Origin of the sequence: Salinarimonas rosea DSM 21201 (genome assembly GCF_000429045.1) — a bacterium.
Taxonomy (GTDB): domain Bacteria; phylum Pseudomonadota; class Alphaproteobacteria; order Rhizobiales; family Beijerinckiaceae; genus Salinarimonas; species Salinarimonas rosea.
This window is the reverse complement of the sequence record NZ_AUBC01000015.1, coordinates 108,040-125,849: the sequence shown is the minus strand read 5'-3', so window position 1 is coordinate 125,849 and position 17,810 is coordinate 108,040. Positions and strand designations below refer to the sequence as shown.

Annotated in this window: 18 protein-coding genes; 7 read left to right on the top strand and 11 right to left on the bottom strand. The window is 71.7% G+C overall.

The genetic code is table 11. The annotated features are described in order from the left end of the window. Positions 1–156: 156 nt before the first annotated feature. The 5 genes from G407_RS0113145 to G407_RS32565 all read left to right on the top strand — a co-directional run bounded on the left by G407_RS0113145 (position 157) and on the right by G407_RS32565 (position 4,404). A complete protein-coding gene (locus G407_RS0113145) occupies positions 157–1,377 on the top strand; it encodes a vWA domain-containing protein (protein ID WP_029031165.1) in 1,221 nt (406 codons plus the stop codon). A gap of 19 nt (positions 1,378–1,396) precedes the next feature. After that, the gene (locus G407_RS0113140; RefSeq protein ID WP_029031164.1) at positions 1,397–1,738 is read left to right on the top strand and encodes an XdhC family protein; all 342 of its coding nucleotides are present in this window, start codon (positions 1,397–1,399) and stop codon (positions 1,736–1,738) included. Positions 1,739–2,087: 349 nt separating this feature from the next. Next, positions 2,088–2,780: an XdhC family protein gene (locus G407_RS0113135; protein WP_029031163.1), complete on the top strand. Its 693-nt coding sequence runs from the start codon at positions 2,088–2,090 to the stop codon at positions 2,778–2,780. Next, positions 2,777–3,814 carry a molybdopterin-binding protein gene (locus G407_RS32570; protein WP_029031162.1) on the top strand — a complete coding sequence of 346 codons (1,038 nt, stop codon included), beginning with the start codon at positions 2,777–2,779 and terminating at the stop codon, positions 3,812–3,814. Before G407_RS0113135 ends, G407_RS32570 begins: the two co-directional genes overlap by 4 nt. Continuing rightward, on the top strand, positions 3,811–4,404 hold the full coding sequence (locus tag G407_RS32565; RefSeq protein WP_029031161.1) for a nucleotidyltransferase family protein: 594 nt from the start codon (positions 3,811–3,813) through the stop codon (positions 4,402–4,404). The genes G407_RS32570 and G407_RS32565 overlap by 4 nt, the downstream gene beginning before the upstream one ends. Here the strand turns inward: G407_RS32565 and G407_RS27585 are convergent. The 5 genes from G407_RS27585 to G407_RS30480 all read right to left on the bottom strand — a co-directional run bounded on the left by G407_RS27585 (position 4,390) and on the right by G407_RS30480 (position 9,592). Then, positions 4,390–5,028 (bottom strand): pyroglutamyl-peptidase I, encoded by a 639-nt coding sequence (locus tag G407_RS27585; protein WP_043539733.1) that lies wholly within the window; start codon positions 5,026–5,028, stop codon positions 4,390–4,392. The genes G407_RS32565 and G407_RS27585 overlap by 15 nt on opposite strands. Beyond that, the gene (locus G407_RS0113115; RefSeq protein ID WP_029031160.1) at positions 5,025–5,567 is read right to left on the bottom strand and encodes a metallophosphoesterase; all 543 of its coding nucleotides are present in this window, start codon (positions 5,565–5,567) and stop codon (positions 5,025–5,027) included. The genes G407_RS27585 and G407_RS0113115 overlap by 4 nt, the downstream gene beginning before the upstream one ends. 28 nt (positions 5,568–5,595) lie before the next feature. Continuing rightward, positions 5,596–7,998 carry an ATP-dependent helicase gene (locus tag G407_RS0113110; RefSeq protein WP_043539732.1) on the bottom strand — a complete coding sequence of 801 codons (2,403 nt, stop codon included), beginning with the start codon at positions 7,996–7,998 and terminating at the stop codon, positions 5,596–5,598. Between the two features lie 46 nt (positions 7,999–8,044). After that, the gene (locus G407_RS0113105) at positions 8,045–8,830 is read right to left on the bottom strand and encodes a DUF3750 domain-containing protein (RefSeq protein ID WP_043539759.1); all 786 of its coding nucleotides are present in this window, start codon (positions 8,828–8,830) and stop codon (positions 8,045–8,047) included. A 138-nt stretch (positions 8,831–8,968) separates the two neighbouring features. Beyond that, the gene (locus G407_RS30480; protein WP_052341325.1) at positions 8,969–9,592 is read right to left on the bottom strand and encodes a YcbK family protein; all 624 of its coding nucleotides are present in this window, start codon (positions 9,590–9,592) and stop codon (positions 8,969–8,971) included. Positions 9,593–9,829: 237 nt separating this feature from the next. On the opposite strand from G407_RS30480, the gene G407_RS0113095 reads away from it, so the two are divergent. Then, positions 9,830–10,144, top strand: coding sequence for a hypothetical protein (locus G407_RS0113095; RefSeq protein WP_029031157.1), 315 nt, complete (start codon positions 9,830–9,832; stop codon positions 10,142–10,144). Here G407_RS0113095 and G407_RS0113090 read toward each other — a convergent pair. From G407_RS0113090 to speB, 6 genes are all read right to left on the bottom strand, one after another. Beyond that, a complete protein-coding gene (locus G407_RS0113090; protein WP_029031156.1) occupies positions 10,125–10,889 on the bottom strand; it encodes an ABC transporter ATP-binding protein in 765 nt (254 codons plus the stop codon). The genes G407_RS0113095 and G407_RS0113090 overlap by 20 nt on opposite strands. Before the next feature lie 25 nt (positions 10,890–10,914). Next, complete coding sequence (locus G407_RS27575; protein ID WP_043539729.1) at positions 10,915–11,655, bottom strand: ABC transporter permease; 741 nt, start codon at positions 11,653–11,655, stop codon at positions 10,915–10,917. Continuing rightward, on the bottom strand, positions 11,655–12,377 hold the full coding sequence (locus tag G407_RS0113080) for an ABC transporter permease (protein ID WP_029031155.1): 723 nt from the start codon (positions 12,375–12,377) through the stop codon (positions 11,655–11,657). Before G407_RS0113080 ends, G407_RS27575 begins: the two co-directional genes overlap by 1 nt. 55 nt (positions 12,378–12,432) lie before the next feature. Next, positions 12,433–13,290 (bottom strand): transporter substrate-binding domain-containing protein, encoded by an 858-nt coding sequence (locus G407_RS0113075; RefSeq protein WP_029031154.1) that lies wholly within the window; start codon positions 13,288–13,290, stop codon positions 12,433–12,435. Positions 13,291–13,504: 214 nt separating this feature from the next. After that, a complete protein-coding gene (locus tag G407_RS0113070) occupies positions 13,505–14,350 on the bottom strand; it encodes a lysine/arginine/ornithine ABC transporter substrate-binding protein (protein ID WP_029031153.1) in 846 nt (281 codons plus the stop codon). Between the two features lie 103 nt (positions 14,351–14,453). Further along, positions 14,454–15,497 (bottom strand): agmatinase, encoded by a 1,044-nt coding sequence (speB, locus tag G407_RS0113065; protein WP_029031152.1) that lies wholly within the window; start codon positions 15,495–15,497, stop codon positions 14,454–14,456. A 153-nt stretch (positions 15,498–15,650) separates the two neighbouring features. On the opposite strand from speB, the gene G407_RS0113060 reads away from it, so the two are divergent. Further along, positions 15,651–17,804 carry a thiamine pyrophosphate-dependent enzyme gene (locus G407_RS0113060; protein WP_029031151.1) on the top strand — a complete coding sequence of 718 codons (2,154 nt, stop codon included), beginning with the start codon at positions 15,651–15,653 and terminating at the stop codon, positions 17,802–17,804. Positions 17,805–17,810 lie beyond the last annotated feature (6 nt).

The window sequence follows — 17,810 nt, the reverse complement described above, 5'->3', positions numbered from 1 at the left end:
GGGAGGGGACGGCGAGCGAAGCGAGCCGGGGGTGGGGTCCGGACCGGCGACCACGTTGAGTTCGGCTGCGCCGATTGCGCCTGCGGCGCACCCCTTCCGTCTCGGCGCTGCGCGCCGATCCACCTTCCCCGATGGGGAAGGAGCGGGGTGGCGCTCATGACGGACGCGTCCGACCCCACCCCCGGCAAGCTCACCGACAACATCGCCTACTTCGCGCGCACCCTGCGCGCCGCCGGCATCCCCGTCGGCCCCGGCGCGGTCGTCGACGCCATCGCCGCGGTCGAGGCGGCGCGCATCGGCGCACGCGAGGACTTCTACTGGACGCTGCACGCCGTCTTCGTGAAGCGCCACGAGCACACGATCCTGTTCGACCAGGCCTTCCGGCTGTTCTGGCGGCGCCGGGCGCTGATCGAGAAGCTGATCCAGCAGATGTCGCCCATCGCGCCCGGCGCGAAGAAGCCGGAGGACAAGCCGAAGGCCGGCGCCGCGCGGGTCGAGGCGGGGATGAACCCGCCCAGGCAGGAGCGTCCGCCGCCCCGAGAAGAGGAGCGCTTCTCCGCGCGCCTCACGGTCTCCGATCGCGAGGTGCTGCGCGAGAAGGACTTCTCGCAGATGTCCGCCGCCGAGATCGCCAAGGCCAAGCGCCTGATCGCGTCCCTGCGGCTGCCCGACGACGCGCGGCCGACCCGGCGCTTCGCGGCGGACCCGAAGGGCGCCGTCGTCGACATGCGGCGCACGCTGCGCCGCTCCATGCGCGCCGGCGGGGCGTCGATCGACATCGCCTGGCGCGCGCCGGTGATCGTGCCGCCGCCGCTCGTCGCGCTCCTCGACATCTCCGGGTCGATGGCGGACTACTCGCGCCTGTTCCTGCACTTCCTCCACGCCATGGCGGAGAAGCGCCGGCGGGTGCACAGCTTCGTCTTCGCCACCCGGCTGACCAACGTCACCCGCGAGATGGCGAACCGCGATCCGGACGAGGCCCTCGCTCGCGCCGCGGGCCGGGTGAAGGACTGGGAGGGCGGCACGCGCATCGCCACCTGCCTCCACGCCTTCAACCGCGACTGGTCGCGCCGGGTGCTGGGGCAGGGGGCCACCGTGCTGCTCTTCACGGACGGGCTGGAGCGGGACGTGGACACCACGCTGGCGTTCGAGATGGACCGTCTGAAGCGATCCTGCCGGCGGCTGATCTGGCTCAATCCGCTTCTGAGATACGATCGTTTCGAGGCGCGGGCGTCGGGGATTCGTGCGATGCTGCCGCACGTGCACGAGTTCCGGCCGATCCACAACATCGGCTCCATGGAGACGCTCTGCGACGCGCTCTCCGCACGGCGCTCGCGCGACGCCGATCCGCGCGTCTGGCTGCGTGCCGTCGCCTGATCGAGGAGGAGGTTCACGCATGACCGAGCGCCCGACCCCGATCGCCACCGACGAGGACATCCTGAAGGCGGCGCAAGGCTGGCGCGAGGCCGGACGCGGCGTCGCCATCGCCACGGTCGTGGAGACCTGGGGCTCGGCCCCGCGCCCGGTGGGCTCGCACCTCGTCATCGACGAGGAGGGCGAGTTCCTCGGATCCGTCTCGGGCGGCTGCGTCGAGGGCGCGGTGATCGCGGACGCGCTCGACGTGATCGAGACCGGCGCGCCGAAGATGCTCGAGTTCGGCGTCGCGGACGAGACCGCGTGGCGGGTGGGGCTCTCCTGCGGCGGGCGCATCCGGGTCTACGTGGAGCGGGTGGAATGAGCGCGATCCGCCGAGGGCCGGTGCCCGTGTTCGCCTTCCCTGTAGGGGAAGGTGTCGCCGGCGCAGCCGGTGACGGATGGGGCGCGGCGCGCAACGGCGCGTTCCGCGAAGCGGAAGTGACGGCGTCCGGTTTTGCTCGTCCGTTTCGGCTCCGCCGAACGCGCGTTCCGCGCGCCCCATCCGTCTCGGCGCTGCGCGCCGATCCACCTTCCCCTACAGGGAAGGAGAAGAGCCCGCGCAAAGATCTCGCACCTCCACGACGCACCTCCGGCACGACCTCGAGCGACGCAGTCCGATGCATCGAGCGAGGATGCCGGCTTGGCGGATGGCGGACGGGGAGGGCGTGCGCATGAAGCTCCCCCTGCTCTCCGCGCTCAACGCCGAGCGCGCCGCGCGCCGTGCGGCGATCCTCGTCACGTCCCTCGCCTCCGGCGCGCAGCGCCTCGTTCGCGAAGCCGAAATCGATGCCGATCCTCTCGTTGACGCGCTGCACGACGCCCTGCGCAGGGGCAAGTCCGGCATCGTGGAGACGCCGCAGGGCGAGGTCTTCCTCAACGTGCAGGTGCCGCCGACGCGGATCCTGGTGATCGGTGCCGTGCACATCTCGCAGGCGCTGGCGCCGATGGCGCGGATCGCGGGCTTCGACGTCACCATCGTCGATCCGCGCACCGCCTTCGCGACACCCGAGCGCTTCCCAGGCGTCGAGGTCCTCGACGTCTGGCCGGACGAGGCGCTGGAGAGCAGGCCGCTCGACCGCTACACGGCGCTCGTCGCGCTCACCCACGACCCGAAGATCGACGATCCGGCGCTCGACGCGGGCCTGAGGGCCGAGTGCTTCTACATCGGCGCGCTCGGCTCGAAGAAGACGCACGCCAAGCGTGTCGAGCGGCTGCGGACCGCCGGCTTCGACGAGGCGGCGATCGCGCGCATCCATGCGCCGATCGGCCTCGACATCGGCGCCGTCTCGCCCGCGGAGATCGCGGTGTCCGTGCTCGGCGAGATCGTCGGGGAGCTGCGCCGCGACCGCAGGCGCGCGCGATGATCTTCGCGACGCTCCCGGTGCGCGAGGCGGTCGGTGCGCTCTCGGTGCATTCCGTCAAGGCGCCGGGGGTCGTCCTGAAGAAGGGGGCTGCGATCGGGGAGGCCGAGGCGGCGGCCCTCGCGGCGGCGGGCGTGTCCGAGATCGTCGCCGTGCGGCTCGAGCCCGGCGACGTCGGCGAGGACGCCGCCGCCGCCCGGCTTGCGCAGGCCGCGGCCGGGGAGGGGCTGCGCTGCGATGCGCCCTTCACGGGGCGCGTGAACCTGTTCTCGACGACGGCCGGCGTGCTCGTCGCCGACGCCGCGGCGGTCGGGCGGATCAATGCCGTCGACGAGGCGATCACGGTGGCGACGCTGCCCGCCTATGCGCCCGTGGTCGAAGGCGAGATGGTCGCGACCGTGAAGATCATCCCCTACGCCGTGCCGGAGGACGCCCTCGGGCGCGCCGTCGCGGCGGCGGGGCAGGGCGCGCTGCGGATCGCGCCCTGGGTCCGCCGCCGCATCGGCGTCGTCTCGACGCTGCTGCCCGCGCTCAAGCCGACGGTCGTCGACAAGACCCTGCGGGTGCTGGAGAAGCGCCTCGCGCCCACGGGGGCGCGGATCGTCGCGGAGACCCGCCGGCCGCACGCCGTTGCGGACCTCGCCGAGGCGCTCGGCGCGATGGCCGCGCAGGAGGCGGACCTGATCGTCGTCTTCGGCGCCTCCGCCATCGCCGATCGGCGCGACGTCATCCCCGCCGCGATCGAGGCGGCGGACGGACGCGTCGATCATTTCGGCATGCCCGTCGATCCCGGCAACCTGCTCCTCGTCGGCACGATCACCGGGCGGCCCGTCGTCGGCGCGCCGGGCTGCGCGCGCTCGCCCAAGGAGAACGGCTTCGACTGGGTGCTCCATCGCCTCCTCGCGGGGCTCCCGGTGACGCGCGCGGACATCGTCGCCATGGGCGTCGGCGGGCTCCTGATGGAGATCGTCTCGCGGCCGCAGCCCCGCGGCGGCGAGCCGAGCGCGGGGCCGGAGGCCGCGGAGGACGAGCCGTGAGCGTCGCCGCAATCGTCCTCGCCGCCGGCCGCGGATCGCGCTTCGGCGAGGCGCCGAAGCTGCTGGCGACCCTCGACGGCGTGCCCCTCGTGCGGCGGGTGGCGCAGGCGGCGCTCGCCTCCAGGGCGGACCCGGTGATCGTCGTCGTCGGCCGGCGCGGCGAGGACGTCGCCGCCGCGCTCGCCGGGCTCGCGGTGCGGATCGTCGACAATCCCGCCTGGGACGAGGGGCTCTCGACCTCGCTGCAGGCGGGCTTCGCCGCGTTGCCCGACGACGCGCATGCCGCGATCGTGTGCCTGGGCGACATGCCGCTCGTCACGCCCGCGCTCGTCGACGCGCTCGTCGCCGCGTTCGACGAGACGTCCGGTGCCGCCGCGGTCGTGCCGGTCCACGCGGGAGAGCGCGGCAATCCCGTGCTCCTCGCGCGTCGGCTGGCGCCGGAGATCGCCGACCTGGCGGGTGATCGCGGTGCGGGTCCGTTGCTGAAGGGGCGGGCCGACGTGCGGGAGCTGGACTGGGGCGACGCGAGCATCCTGCGCGACGTCGACACGCCCGCCGCCCTCGCCGCGCTTGCGTCAGGCGAGCGCTGACCGCCGACGTCCCGAATGCGCGATGCGCCCCGCGGCCGCTCCGAGCGCGCGCAGCATCAGCCCAGCGTCCGGGCGATCCGCGCCCGTTCCGGCCGGGCGCCCGGCCTCGCGCGGCATCGGCACGTGCACGAACACGAGCGCTTCGGGTCCCGGCTCGGCGAGGGCGGCGTAGGAGGCGCCGTTGCAGAGGTAGCGCCCGGCGTTGCGCGACAGGCGCGTCGTGCCGGGCGCGGCCGCATTCATGGCTGCCAGCAGCGGGCCGATGGCGATGCGCGCGCGCCGGACGAAGGGCTCGCCCGGACGGTAGGCGAGGCGCATCGGCAGGCCGCCGGCGGCATCGGGCAGGAGCCGCCCGACCCGGTTGAGCGCGCGGACCTCGATCGTCACCCGCCGGCGTCGCGCGGCGACGCCGAGCATCAGCACAGCGTCGGGACGGCTCTCGCGCACGTGCGGCAGCAGGATCTCGTCGACGGCCCGCCAGGTCGTCGGCAGGACGAGCGCCTCGGCGACGATGCCCCGCCTGCGCCAGCGCGGATCGGCGGCGAGGCGGCGGGCGAGGCCCTCGGTCGGGTTGCGCGGCACGCCGGGGAAGGGGCCGAAACCGGTGATCAGGAGGCGGGTCATGGCGAGGCGCTCTCGCGGGCGGGTGGCGGGCGCGGCGGTCCGCGCCGGCGGCGCGCGCGGATCGTCTCGAGCGTCACCGGGCGGTGGTCCCAGACGTCGACGCCGACGTCGTACTGGCGGGGGATCGGCGTCAGGCGCCCGTGGCTGTGGCCGTGCAGGTCGATCACGCCCTTGCCGCTGTCGCGCCAGGTGCGGAACGGGTAGTGGCAGAGCACGAGCCGCTGGCCGTCCACCGCGATCTCGGCGTAGTGCCGCACGCTGGCCCAGCCCGGGTCGCGCGCGACGCTGTCGGGGTCGTTGTTGCCGAGGATCAGGTGCTTCTCGCCGGTGAGCTGCGCCAGGATCGCCGCCGCCCGCCCGGCCGGCCGGTCGCGGGCGAAGTCGCCGAGATGCCAGACGACGTCGTCGTCGCGAACGGTCTCGCGCCAGAGCGCGACCAGCGCCGCATCGTGCGCCTCGAGCGAGGGGAACGGGCGGCGGTCGATGGCGAGCACGCGCGGGTCGGAGAAGTGGGTGTCGGCGGTGAAGTAGATGGTCATCGGCGGGGAGGATAGCGCGGATCGCGCCTCAGGTCGGCTCGACGAACGAGTCCAGCACCATCTTGCGGCCCGCCTTGTCGAAGTCGACCGTGAGCTTGTTGCCGTCGACCGCCGCCACCGAGCCCGGGCCGAACTTGACGTGGAAGACGCGGGTGCCGACGCCGTAGGCGGAGGCGGCGCCCGTGGACTTCGCGACGAGCTCGCCCTCGATCACGAGCGCCCCGCGGCGGCCGTCCGAGAAGCCGCCGCGACCGCGGCCGGGGGCCTGCCCGTAGCCGCTGCCGCCGAACTCCGCCTGCGCCCGGGTGTTCGCCTGCGCCCGCTGCCAGCCGGGGGTGGAATAGGTCGAGCCGAAGGGTGCCGCGATCTGGTCGAAGCGCGAGCCGCCGTAGCCGCCGCCGGAGAATTGCGCCGGCGCCTCGCGCACGTCCACCGAGCCCTCGGGCAACTCGTCGATGAAGCGCGACGGCGCCGTCGCGTTCCACATCCCGTGGATGCGGCGATTGGCGGCGAACCAGATCATCAGCCGCCGCCGGGCGCGCGTGAGGCCCACGTGCGCGAGGCGCCGCTCCTCCTCGAGCCCCGCCCGGCCGCTCTCGTCCAGCGCCCGCTGCGAGGGGAAGAGACCCTCCTCCCAGCCGGGCAGGAACACCGTGTCGAACTCGAGCCCCTTGGCGGCGTGGAGCGTCATCAGCGACACCTTGTCCTCGGCGTCGCCCTCGTTGACGTCCATGACGAGGGAGACGTGCTCGAGGAAGGCGGCGAGGTCGGGGAAGTCCTCCATGGAGCGCACGAGCTCCTTGAGGTTCTCGAGCCGCCCGTGCGCGTCCGCGGACTTGTCGCGCTGCCACATCTCCGTGTAGCCGCTCTCGTCGAGCACGCGGCGCGCCAGCTCGGCGTGCGGCAGCGCGTCGATGGCGCGCGCCCATTCGTCGATCTGGCGCACGAACTCGCGGATGGCGCCGCGCGGCTTGGGCTTGAGCTCGTCGGTCTCGACGAGGAACCGCGCCGCCTGGAGAAGGGGGATGCGGGCGGCACGGGCGTGATTGTGCAGGAGCTGGACAGTCGCGTCGCCCAGGCCCCGCTTCGGCGTGTTGATGATGCGCTCGAAGGCGAGATCGTCCGCGGGCTGGGCGACCAGCCGCAGGTAGGCCAGCGCATCGCGGATCTCCGCGCGCTCGTAGAAGCGCGGGCCGCCGATGACGCGGTAGGGCAGGCCGAGCTGCACGAACCGGTCCTCGATCTCGCGCATCTGCGCGGAAATGCGCACCAGCACCGCCATCTGCGAGAGCGCATGCCCCTTGCCGTGCAGGCTCTCGATCTCCTCGCCGATCAGCCGCGCCTCCTCCTCCGAGTCCCAGGCGCCGGTGAGGATCACCTTCTCGCCGGGCTCGTCGTCGGTGCGCAGCGTCTTACCCAGCCGCCCCTCGTTGTAGGCGATGAGGTGCGAGGCCGCCTTCAGGATGTGGCCCGTCGAGCGATAGTTGCGCTCGAGCCGCACCACGGTGGCGCCGGGGAAGTCGTGCTCGAAGCGCAGGATGTTGTCGACCTCCGCCCCGCGCCAGCCGTAGATCGACTGGTCGTCGTCGCCGACGCAGGCGAGGTTGGCGCGCTTCTGGGCGAGGAGCCGCAGCCACAGGTACTGCGCCACGTTGGTGTCCTGGTACTCGTCGACCAGCATGTAGCGGAAGCGGTCCTGGTACTGCTCCAGCACGTCGGGATGCTCGCGGAAGAGGCGCAGCGCCTCGAGCAGCAGGTCGCCGAAATCGGCGGCGTTGAGCGTCTTCAGCCGCTCCTGGTACTGCTCGTAGAGGGCGATCCCCTTGCCGAAGGCGAAGGCGGCGGCCTCGCCCTTGGGCACGCGATGCGGCTCGAGCCCGCGGTTCTTCCAGTCGTCGATGACGCCGGCGAGCTGACGGGCGGGCCAGCGCTTCTCGTCGATGTCGCCGTCGGCCTGGATCACCTGCTTGAGGAGCCGCAGCTGGTCGTCCATGCCCAGGATGGTGAAATCGCTGGTGAGATCCACGAGCTCGGCATGCCGGCGCAGGATCTTGGCTGAGATCGAGTGGAAGGTGCCGAGCCAGGGCATGCCCTCGGCCACGCCGCCGACGAGGGCGGCGACGCGCTCCTTCATCTCGCGCGCGGCCTTGTTGGTGAAGGTCACCGCGAGGATGCCCGAGGGCCGCGCCTTCCCGGTGGCGAGCAGGTGGGCGATGCGGGTGGTGAGCACGCGCGTCTTGCCGGTGCCCGCGCCGGCGAGCACGAGGACGGGGCCCTCGGTGGTCTCCACCGCCTGGCGCTGCTCCGGGTTGAGCCCCTCGAGATAAGCGGCGCGCGGACCCGCGCCGGCGCGCGCGCGAGCCGAGAGCGAACCCTCGCTCGGCCCACGACCAAGGGATGTTTCGGGCCGGATTTCCTCGCTGCGAGTCATGCGTCGGACCATGGAGCAAATCGGGAACGGCGTCGAGTCCGCCGGCTCAGGGCGGCATGCCGATGCGCCCCCACCCCGGCAGCTTCAGCGCCGGCCGGCGCAGGTCGAGCCCGGCGACGAAGCCCATCAGGTTGATCTCGAGGCCTTCGACCCAGCCGATCGTCACGCTCGCCCAGCCCGCGGCGCCGAGGCGAAGCCCCGTGCCGCTCGCCGACAGCCCGGCGCGCACGCTCTGCGGGGTCCAGTCCTTGCCGAGCGCGGTGGGCGGGAGGGCGACGGCGAGCTCCGGGTGGCTGCGCGCCGCCTCCTCCAGGACGTGGGCGACGAACGTGTTCGAGTTCGGGCCGGGCCAGGCGCGGTAGTCGCCCCTTCCGTCGAACGGGTAGGCCTCGATCGCCGCGCGCAGCGCCGGGATCGCGGCCTGCGCCGCGTCCCCGTCGAGCGCGAGGACGACCTGCGGCGGGTTCGAGTACCAGCGCCCGTCCGCCGCCCAGCCGTCGACACGGATCGGCGAGCCCCAGCCGACCTTGTCGAAGCGGGTGTAGGCCGGTGCGCCGGCCTGCTTGATCACGATCCAGGTGTGATGCGCGAAGACGCCGCGCCAGCGTCCCGTTCGCGCCGCGTAGACCCGCACCAGCGCCTGCGGCGCCGCGCGCGCATCCGCCGGGAGCAGCCCCGCGCTCGACCAGTCGGCCGTGCTCCAGCGCGTCGGCATCGCATCGCGCGACATCCACCAGGCCGCGTGCGTGCCGAGGGGCAGGACGAAGAGGAGGAGGACGAGGGCGAGCGCGCCGAGGGCAAGACGCAGGATTCGGCGGAGGGCGAGACGCATGGACGAGGTCTTAGGGCGGGCGTGGACGAGGTCCATCTCACGAAGGCGCGATCGAAAGGGTGCGTCCTCGCCGAGGCCGCCGACCGCTCCGGTGCGAGGCACCGGAGGTGGAGCGTGTCTCTCACCCGCCGAGCGCCCTCACCACGACCGCCGGTCGCCGTTGTCGATGTGGATCAGGCCCGACCGGTAGCGCTTGAGCCCGCCGACGGCGGGATGGTCGCGCAGGTAGGCCATGACGGCGCGGCTCCGACCGGCGACGCGGAAGTCGATCGCGCGGCAGGAGAGATGCATCGAGCGCCGGGCCCCGCCGGCGCGGCGGTTGTGCGCGCGGGTGCGGTGGGTCGACATGATCCGCACCTCGCCGAAGCGCTCAGCCACCTCGGCTACGACCTCCGTGAGATCGCCCGGCAGGCAGCGCGTCGGCGTGCGTGCCCGCACCCAGATCGCGCCGCGCTCGACCTGCGTCGCGAAGGCCGGCTGCGCGCGCGCGACCGAGCCCGTCGTCTCGACGTCGAGGCCGCCCGGCGGCTTGAGCGTGGCGTAGACGTTGGCGAGACCGCCGTCGCCCGCGGCGGGGGGCGCGGGGGCTTCGGCGGTGGCCTCGACGGTGGCTTCCGTCTCGGCCATCTCGCTCTCGGCGGGTGCCGAAGCGGCCTCGTCGGCGGCCGCCTCGCCAGCAGGCTCGGGGTCCACCGGCGGCTTGATCGTCGCGTATACGTGGGAGAGCCCCTCGGCCGTCGGCGCCGACAGCGGCGCGATCACGAGAGTGGCCGTCAGGGCGAGGGCGGCGGGATGGAGCAGGGCACGCGTTCGCGCGCGCCTGCGACGGGGATGAGTACATCGCATGCGGTCGACGTCCTTGTGGGGGCGCCCCCGAGAGCCGGGGCGCGGCCTCTGCGGGCCGTTCGTACGGGCCGGTGCGGCCGTCGCGGATCGATTGCCTCCGCTCGGCCGTTCTTGCCGGACACGCAGCACAAACCCGCCGAGGGAGGCCAAATCATGACGACGCGTGGGACCCGCCGGCTCGCCTGGACGATCGCCTGGATCCTGGTCGCCGTCTTCTCGCTCGTGGCGCTCGCCACCTATGGCGCCGTCGACCTCGTCGGCGGCTTCGCGGTCGACCGGGCGGACATGGCGGCGCGGGACCCCGAGCAGGTGGCCTGGATCGCCTGGATGTTCGACACACTGCGCGACCTCGGCCTCGCCGCCATCGTCGCGATCTGGCTCGTGGCGAGCGCGATCACGCTCGGCGTCGCCGCCGTCGTCTCCAAGGCGACCCGCGACCGCGAGCGCTTCAGCGATGCGAGGAGATGAACTGCCGGAAGCGCTCGCTCTCGGGGTTCGCGAACATCGCCTGCGGCTCGCCCTCGCACTCGACGACGCCCTGGTGCAGGTACATCACCCGGTTCGAGACGTCGCGGGCGAAGCCCATCTCGTGGGTGACGACGAGCATGGTGCGGCCCTCCTCGGCGAGGGAGCGCATGACGCGCAGCACCTCGCCGACGAGCTCGGGGTCGAGCGCGGAGGTCGGCTCGTCGAACAGCATCACCCGCGGGCGCATGGCGAGCGCCCGGGCGATCGCGGCGCGCTGCTGCTGGCCGCCGGAGAGATGGGAGGGGTAGTGCTTCGCCTTGTCGGCGATGCCGACCTTCTCGAGCAGCGCCATGCCCTCGTCGAGCGCCTCCTGCCTGGGGCGCTTCTGCACGTGGATCGGCGCCTCGACGACGTTCTCGAGGATGGTCATGTGGGACCAGAGATTGAAGCTCTGGAACACCATGGCGACCTCGGAGCGGATGCGGTCCACCTGGCGTCCGTCCGCCGGCCGCATGCCGCGGCGGGTGCGCTCGAGGCCGATGGTCTCGCCGCCGATCGTGACCTCGCCGTCGTCGGGGATCTCGAGCATGTTGATGCAGCGCAGCATCGTCGACTTGCCGGAGCCCGATGCGCCGAGGATCGAGATCACGTCGCCCTCGCGCGCCTCGAGCGAGACGCCCTTGAGGACCTCGAGCGCGCCGAAGCTCTTGCGCAGGTTTCGGACGCTGACGGCGACGTCTGTCATGGCGGCTTCTTCGCCTCCTGGCGGGTCATGCCCCGCGGGCGTGGGCGGGGGCGGGTTTCATCGGCGCCTCGCCCTCCGGCGCCTGGCGCAGGTGCGGCGACAGGCGCCACTCGATGACGAGGATCGCGCGGGTGACGGCGAAGTTGATGAAGAGATAGATCGCACCCGCGACGACGAACACCTCCACCGCGCGGAAGCTCTGCGCGATCAGCCTGTGGGCGAGGCCGGTGACCTCCATCAGCGTGATGACCGAGGCGAGCGAGGTCGCCTTGACCATCAGGATGATCTCGTTGCCGTAGGCCGGCAGCGCCTGGCGGACGGCGATGGGCAGGGTGATGCGCCGGAAGCGCTGGAGGCGCGACATGCCGCAGGCCTTCGCCGCCTCGATCTGGCCGTGCGGCACCGAGAGGAGGCCGCCGCGGAAGATCTCGGCGGCATAGGCGGCGGTGTTGAGGGTGAGCGCGAAGACGGCGCAGTAGAACGGCTCGCGGAAGAACCACCACAGCCCGACCTCCTGCAGCGCCGGGCGGAACTGCCCGAGGCCGTAGTAGATCAGGAAGATCTGCACGAGGAGCGGCGTGCCGCGGAAGACGAAGATGTAGGACTGCGCCGTCCAGTCGAGCACGCCGACGCCGGACAGCCGCATCGTGGCGAGCAGCAGCGCGAACACGGCGCCGATCGAGAGCGACAGGCCGGCGAGCTCGAGCAGCAGCGGCACGCCCTCGATCAGCGTCAGGAAGGTGCGGCCCATGAAGGCGAGATCCATCAGCCCGCCCTCCGCACGCCGCGCATGGCGCGGTTCTCCGCCTTCTGGAAGGCGATGGTCGAGATCGTGGTGAGGGCGAGATACAGGATCGCCGCCGCCAGGAAGAAGTAGAACGGCTGGCGGGTGGAGCCCGCGCCGATCTGCGCCTGGCGCAGCAGCTCGACGAGGCCGATCACCGAGATCAGCGCCGACTCCTTCAGGGCCAGCTGCCAGACGTTGCCGAGACCGGGGATGGCGTAGCGCATGACCTGGGGCACGACGATGCGCCGGAACATCAGGAAGCGGCTCATGCCGACCGAGCGCGCCGCCTCGAGCTCGCCCTTCGACAGAGAGAGATAGGCGCCGCGGAAGACCTCCGCCTGGTAGGCGCCGTTGACGACGCCGATCGCGAGCGCGCCGGTGACGAAGACGGGCAGGCCCAGGAAGCCGTCGTAGCCGAGCATCCGGCCGATATTGGTCAGTGCCAGCGATCCGCCGAAATAGAACAGGTAGATGACGAGCAGGTCCGGGATGCCGCGCAGGACGGTGGTGTAGAAGTCCCCGATCGCGGCGGCGAGCCGCAGCCCGGACAGCTTCGCGGCCGCGGCGAGCGCGCCCAGCACCGAGCCGACGAGGAAGCCGCACACCGCGACCGCCAGCGTGACGCCGGTCGCCAAGAGGAGCGCGGGCCCCCAGCCGCGCTCACCGAACCCGACGATCTCGAAGAAACCGAGTGGTGTCATGTGGTCCCGCAGCGTCCCGGCGCCGGCGCGGTGCCGGGACGTCCGTTGGGCGGCGTCAGCCCGCCGGGGTCATGTCGAGGCCGAACCACTTCTCCGACAGCTCCTTGATGGTGCCGTCGGCCTTGGCGTCCTCGATCGCCTTGGTGAACATGTCGCGCAGGTCGTCGTTCTCCTGGCGCAGGCCCACCGCCACCCCGCGGCCGAGCACGCCGCCCGACAGGCCCGGCCCGACGATCTTCATGTCCGCGAACTCGGGCTTCTGCATCGTGGCGTTGAAGGCGGAATGCGCCGCGAAGATGCCGTCGAGCCGCCCGGCGGAGAGGTCGAGGTCGTGCTGCTCGGTGGTGCCGTACTCGCGGATCTCGACGATGTCGCCGAGGTATTCCGTGAGGAAGTTCGCGTTCGTGGTCGAGCCCTGCACGCCGATCACCTTGCCTTCCAGCATCGGCGTCCACTCGGCGATCAGCGCCGCGACCGCGTCGGGATCGCTGTCGAGGGAGAGGCGACCCTCGCCCGGCAGGTCCGCGAGCGGGCTGTCGGCCATCACCGCGAGCCCGTGCGGGCCGCCGGCGTAGGGGATCGAGAAGTCGATCACCTCCATCCGCTGGTCGGTGATGTTCATGCCCGCCATGATGGCGTCGTACTTGCCGGCCTGGAGCGCGGGGATGATGCCCGCCCAGTCCTGGACCACGATCTCGCAGGTGACCTCCATGCGCGCGCACAGGTCGTTGGCGAGATCGATCTCGAAGCCGGCGAGCGAGCCGTCGGCGTTGGAGAAGTTCCACGGCGCATAGGCGCCTTCCGTCGCGATGCGGACGGTCTCCCAGCCCTGCGCCGCGACCGGCTGCGTCGCGAGCGCGAGCGCCACGACGGCGCCCGCGAGCCCCGGCCCGAAGGCCTTCGACTTCGACATGCTTTCGTTCCCCTCTGGAGGGATCCGCTTCCCGCGGATCTCCTGTCCCGGGCGCTCCGGGCGTCCGTTGCTGCCTACCTAACAGGCAGCGGCCGCGGGCTGGCAAGCACTACTTTTTTGCTAGGGAGGCGACGAACCGCCGAAAAAACGGGCTTTAGAAACTCGAGGTGGCGGAACCAGGGGTTCCGCCACCTCGTACCGAAGCCCCAACGGCTCACATCGCGGGCGTCAGGTCCGTGCCGAACCACTTCTCGGAGAGCTCCTTGATCGTGCCGTCGGCGGCCGCAGCGGCGATCGCCTCGTCGAAGCGGTTGCGCAGCGCCTCGTCCTCCTGGCGGATGCCGACGCCCACGCCCCGGCCGAGGATGCCGCCCACGTAGCCCGGCCCGACGATCGAGAACTCGCCCTGGAATTCCGGCTTCTGCATCGTCGCCTGGAGGGTCGGCGCGTCGGCGAGCACCGCGTCGATGCGGCCGGCCTGCAGGTCGAGGTCGTGCTGCTCGGTGGTGCCGTACTCGCGGATCTCGGCGATGTCGGCGAGGTACTCGCGGGCGAAGTTGGCGTGCGTGGTCGAGCCCTGGACGCCGATCGTCTTGCCCTCGAGCAGCGGCTTCACCTCCTCGAGCGCCGCCATGGCGGCCTCGGTGTTGGTGTCGAGATTGAAGCGCTCGCCGGTTCCCGGCATCTCGGCGAGGTCCGAGCCGTTGGGCACGAGGAAGCCGTTGGGCGAGAGCGTGTAGGGGCTCGAGAAGGAGATCACCTCCTCGCGCTCCTCCGTGATCGACATGCCGGCCATGATGGCGTCGTAGCGGCCGGCGGTCAGGCCGGGGATGATGCCGTTCCAGTCCTGCGCGATGATCTCGCAATCGACGCCCATGCGCTCGCACAGGTCGCGGGCGAGCTCGATCTCGAAGCCGTCGAGCGTGCCGTCGGGATTGGAGAAGTTCCACGGGGCGTAGGCGCCCTCGGTTGCGATCGTGACCTTCTCCTGCGCCGTCGCAGCGCCGAGCGCGAAGGCGGAGGCGGCGACCGCGAGGCCGAGCGTCTTGAGAAAGCGCATGTCGTTCTTCCCTCGTATCTCTTGGTTTTCCGGCCCCGAACGGGGCGGGGCGGGCCCCCTCGGCCCGCGGATGGCGCAACTCAAGCCGTTCGGGCGCCCGCGGTCAATCGCGCTCAGACGGCGCCCTGCTCATCAGCGACAGAATCTCCAGCAGCATCTGCCCGGCGACGTGGGCGGTGTTCGTGGTGGCGTCGTATTGCGGAGCGACCTCGACCACGTCGCCGCCGACGATGTCGAGCCCGGCGCAACCCCGCATCAGCGCGAGCACCTCCCGCGGCGTGAGCCCGCCGACCTCGGGCGTCCCCGTGCCCGGCGCGAAGGCCGGGTCGATCGAATCGATGTCGAAGGAGAGATAGGTCGGCCCCTCGCCGACGACGGCGCGCGCCTTCTCCACGATGGCCGGGATGCCGAGCGTATCGACCTCCTCGGCGTGGATCACCGTCATGCCGCTCTCCGTCGAGAACTCCCAGAGCCAGTCCGCCGAGCCGCGGATGCCGATCTGGATCGTACGCTCGGGATCGAGCACGCCGTCGAGCACCGCCTGGCGGAAGGGGCCGCCGTGGTGGAACTTGGTGTCCTCGTAGGGGCCGGACGTGTCGGCGTGGGCGTCGATGTGGATCATGCCCACCGGACGGCTCGCGCCGCCCGCCTTCAGGATCGGCAGCGAGATCGAATGGTCGCCGCCCACCGCCAGCGTGCGCACGCCCGCCTCGACGATGCGCCGGGCATAGGCCTCGATGTCGACGTGGCAGCGCGCGAGCGAGAAGCGGCTCTCCATCGGCACGTCGCCGACGTCGGCGACCCGCAGCTCGTAGGTCGGCAGCGCCTTCAGGACGTGCTCGTAGGGGCCGATCCGCTCGATGCCGCGCACCGCCCGCGGGCCGAAGCGCGTGCCCGTGCGGTTCGTGACGCCGAGGTCCATCGGCACGCCGAAGATCGCCACGTCCAGATCGGAGAAGCCGTCCTCGAGCGCGTTCGGGCGCCAGGGTGCGCCGAGAAAGGTCGCGACATCGGCGAAGGGCCAGCGCCGGCGCTCGCCGTCGCGAAACTGCGTGTCCGCCACCGCCTTGAAGGCGGGATCGTGGATGTCCCCGCCCTTGGCCTCGCCGTAGCGGGCGCGCAGGCGCGCGAGCTTGTCCTCGTCCATTCCGGTTCTCGCCTTCGGTCGGTCTCGATGCGCCGGCGATCAAAGCACCGTGCACGACCGCTGGGAAGGCCGACCGTGACAAGCGGGCGGGGCCACAATACGACTATGTCGGCGCACCCAGCCGGGGGTACGCGCTCCGGCGGGAGGGAGGCGATGGCGGAACGCTCGTTCGCGCGCGAGGTCGAGCACCTGAAGCTCGGAGACGGCGACGTCTTCCGCGGCGAGGGCATCCTCGCCATCACCAAGGCGCTCCTGCAGGCGGGCGTCTCCTATGTCGGCGGCTACCAGGGCGCCCCGATCTCGCACCTCATGGACGTGCTCGCCGACGCCGAGGACGTGCTCGACGAACTCGGCGTGCATTTCGAGAGCTCCGCCTCCGAGGCCACCGCGGCCGCGACGCTGGCGGCGTCCGTGATGTACCCGATCCGTGGCGCGGTCACCTTCAAGTCGACGGTCGGCACCAACGTCGCCTCCGACGCGCTCGCGAACCTCGCCTCCGGCGGCGTGACCGGCGGCGCGATGATCATCGTCGGCGAGGATTACGGCGAGGGCTCCTCCATCATGCAGGAGCGCTCGCACGCCTTCGCGATGAAGTCGCAGATCTGGCTGCTCGACCCGCGCCCCAATCTCGAGACCATCGTGAAGATGGTCGAGGAAGGCTTCGAGCTCTCCGAGGCGTCGAACACGCCCGTCATGCTCGAGGTGCGCATCCGCACCTGCCACGTCCACGGTCACTTCAGGACGAAGGACAACAGGAAGCCGAGCTTCACGCTGCGCCAGGCGCTCGAGAACCCCAAGCGGGACGTCGGCCGCATCGTGCTGCCGCCCGCCTCCTACCTGCACGAGAAGGAGAAGATCGAGAAGCGCTGGCCCGCCGCCGTCCGGTTCGTCGCGGAGCGCAAGCTCAACGAGCACTTCGGCCCGGCCGAGGGCGAGACCGGGATCATCGTCCAGGGCGGCATGTTCAACAACACCATGCGCGCGCTCCAGCTGCTGGGCCTCGCCGACCTCTACGGCGAGACGACGGTGCCGGTGCACGTCCTCAACGTCACCTACCCGCTGGTGGAGGACGAGCTCGCCGCCTTCTGTGCCGGCAAGGCGGCGGTCCTGATGGTCGAGGAGGGCCAGCCCGAGTTCCTCGAGCAGGCGCTCGCCCACATCCTGCGCAAGCGCGACATCCAGACGAAGCTGTCGGGCAAGGACGTGCTGCCGATGGCGGGGGAGTACACGACCCAGGTGCTGCTGAAGGGGCTCGAGGCCTTCTTCGCCGCGCACGATCGCCCTGTGCTCGGCAACGAGCCGCCGATCCCCGATCCGGAGCCGGTGCTCTCCGACCCGACCGTGAAGGCGCTGGCCGAGGTGGTGCCGCCGCGCCCGCCGGGATTCTGCACCGGCTGCCCGGAGCGGCCGATCTTCGCTGCGATGAAGCTCGTGGAGCAGGAGCTCGGCCAGCACCACGTCGCCGCCGATATCGGCTGCCACCTGTTCTCGATCCTGCCGCCCTTCGACATCGGCGCGACGACGATGGGCTACGGGCTCGGGCCCGCCTCGGCCTCGGCCTTCAACGTCGAGGCGGACAAGCGGCCGATCTCGATCATGGGAGACGGCGGCTTCTGGCACAACGGCCTGAGTTCCTCCGTCGGCAACGCCGCCTACAACAAGCACGACGGCGTCATCATGATCGTCGACAACTATTATTCCGCCGCCACCGGCGGGCAGGACATCATGTCCTCGCGGGCGCAGAGCAAACGGCGCGCGACGAACAACTCGATCGTCGACGCGGTGAAGGGCGTTGGCGTGAAATGGGTGCGCCAGATCGACCGGACCTACGACGTCGCCAAGATGCGCGATACGCTCCGTGAGGCGCTGACGACCGAGGAGAAGGGCCCGAAGGTCATCGTCGCCTCCTCCGAATGCATGCTCAACAAGCAGCGTCGGGTGAAGCCGCTCCTCGCCGAGGCCGCGAAGGCGGGCAAGCGGCTGGTGCGGGAACGCTTCGGCGTCGACGAGGACGTCTGCACCGGCGATCACGCCTGCATCCGGCTCTCCGGCTGCCCGTCTTTGTCGATGAAGCACCTCGACGACCCGCTGCGGGACGATCCCGTGGCGTCGATCGACCAGTCCTGCGTCGGCTGCGGCAATTGCGGCGAGGTGGCGGAGGCGGCCGTGCTCTGCCCGTCCTTCTACCGGGCGGACGTGATCGTGAACCCGACGGGGCGCGACCGCCTCCTCGCGCGGGTGCGCCGCGCCGTGATCTCCTGGCTCGCCGCGCGCCGCGACCGGCGCCGCATCGCCTTCCCGGGCTGAGGACGC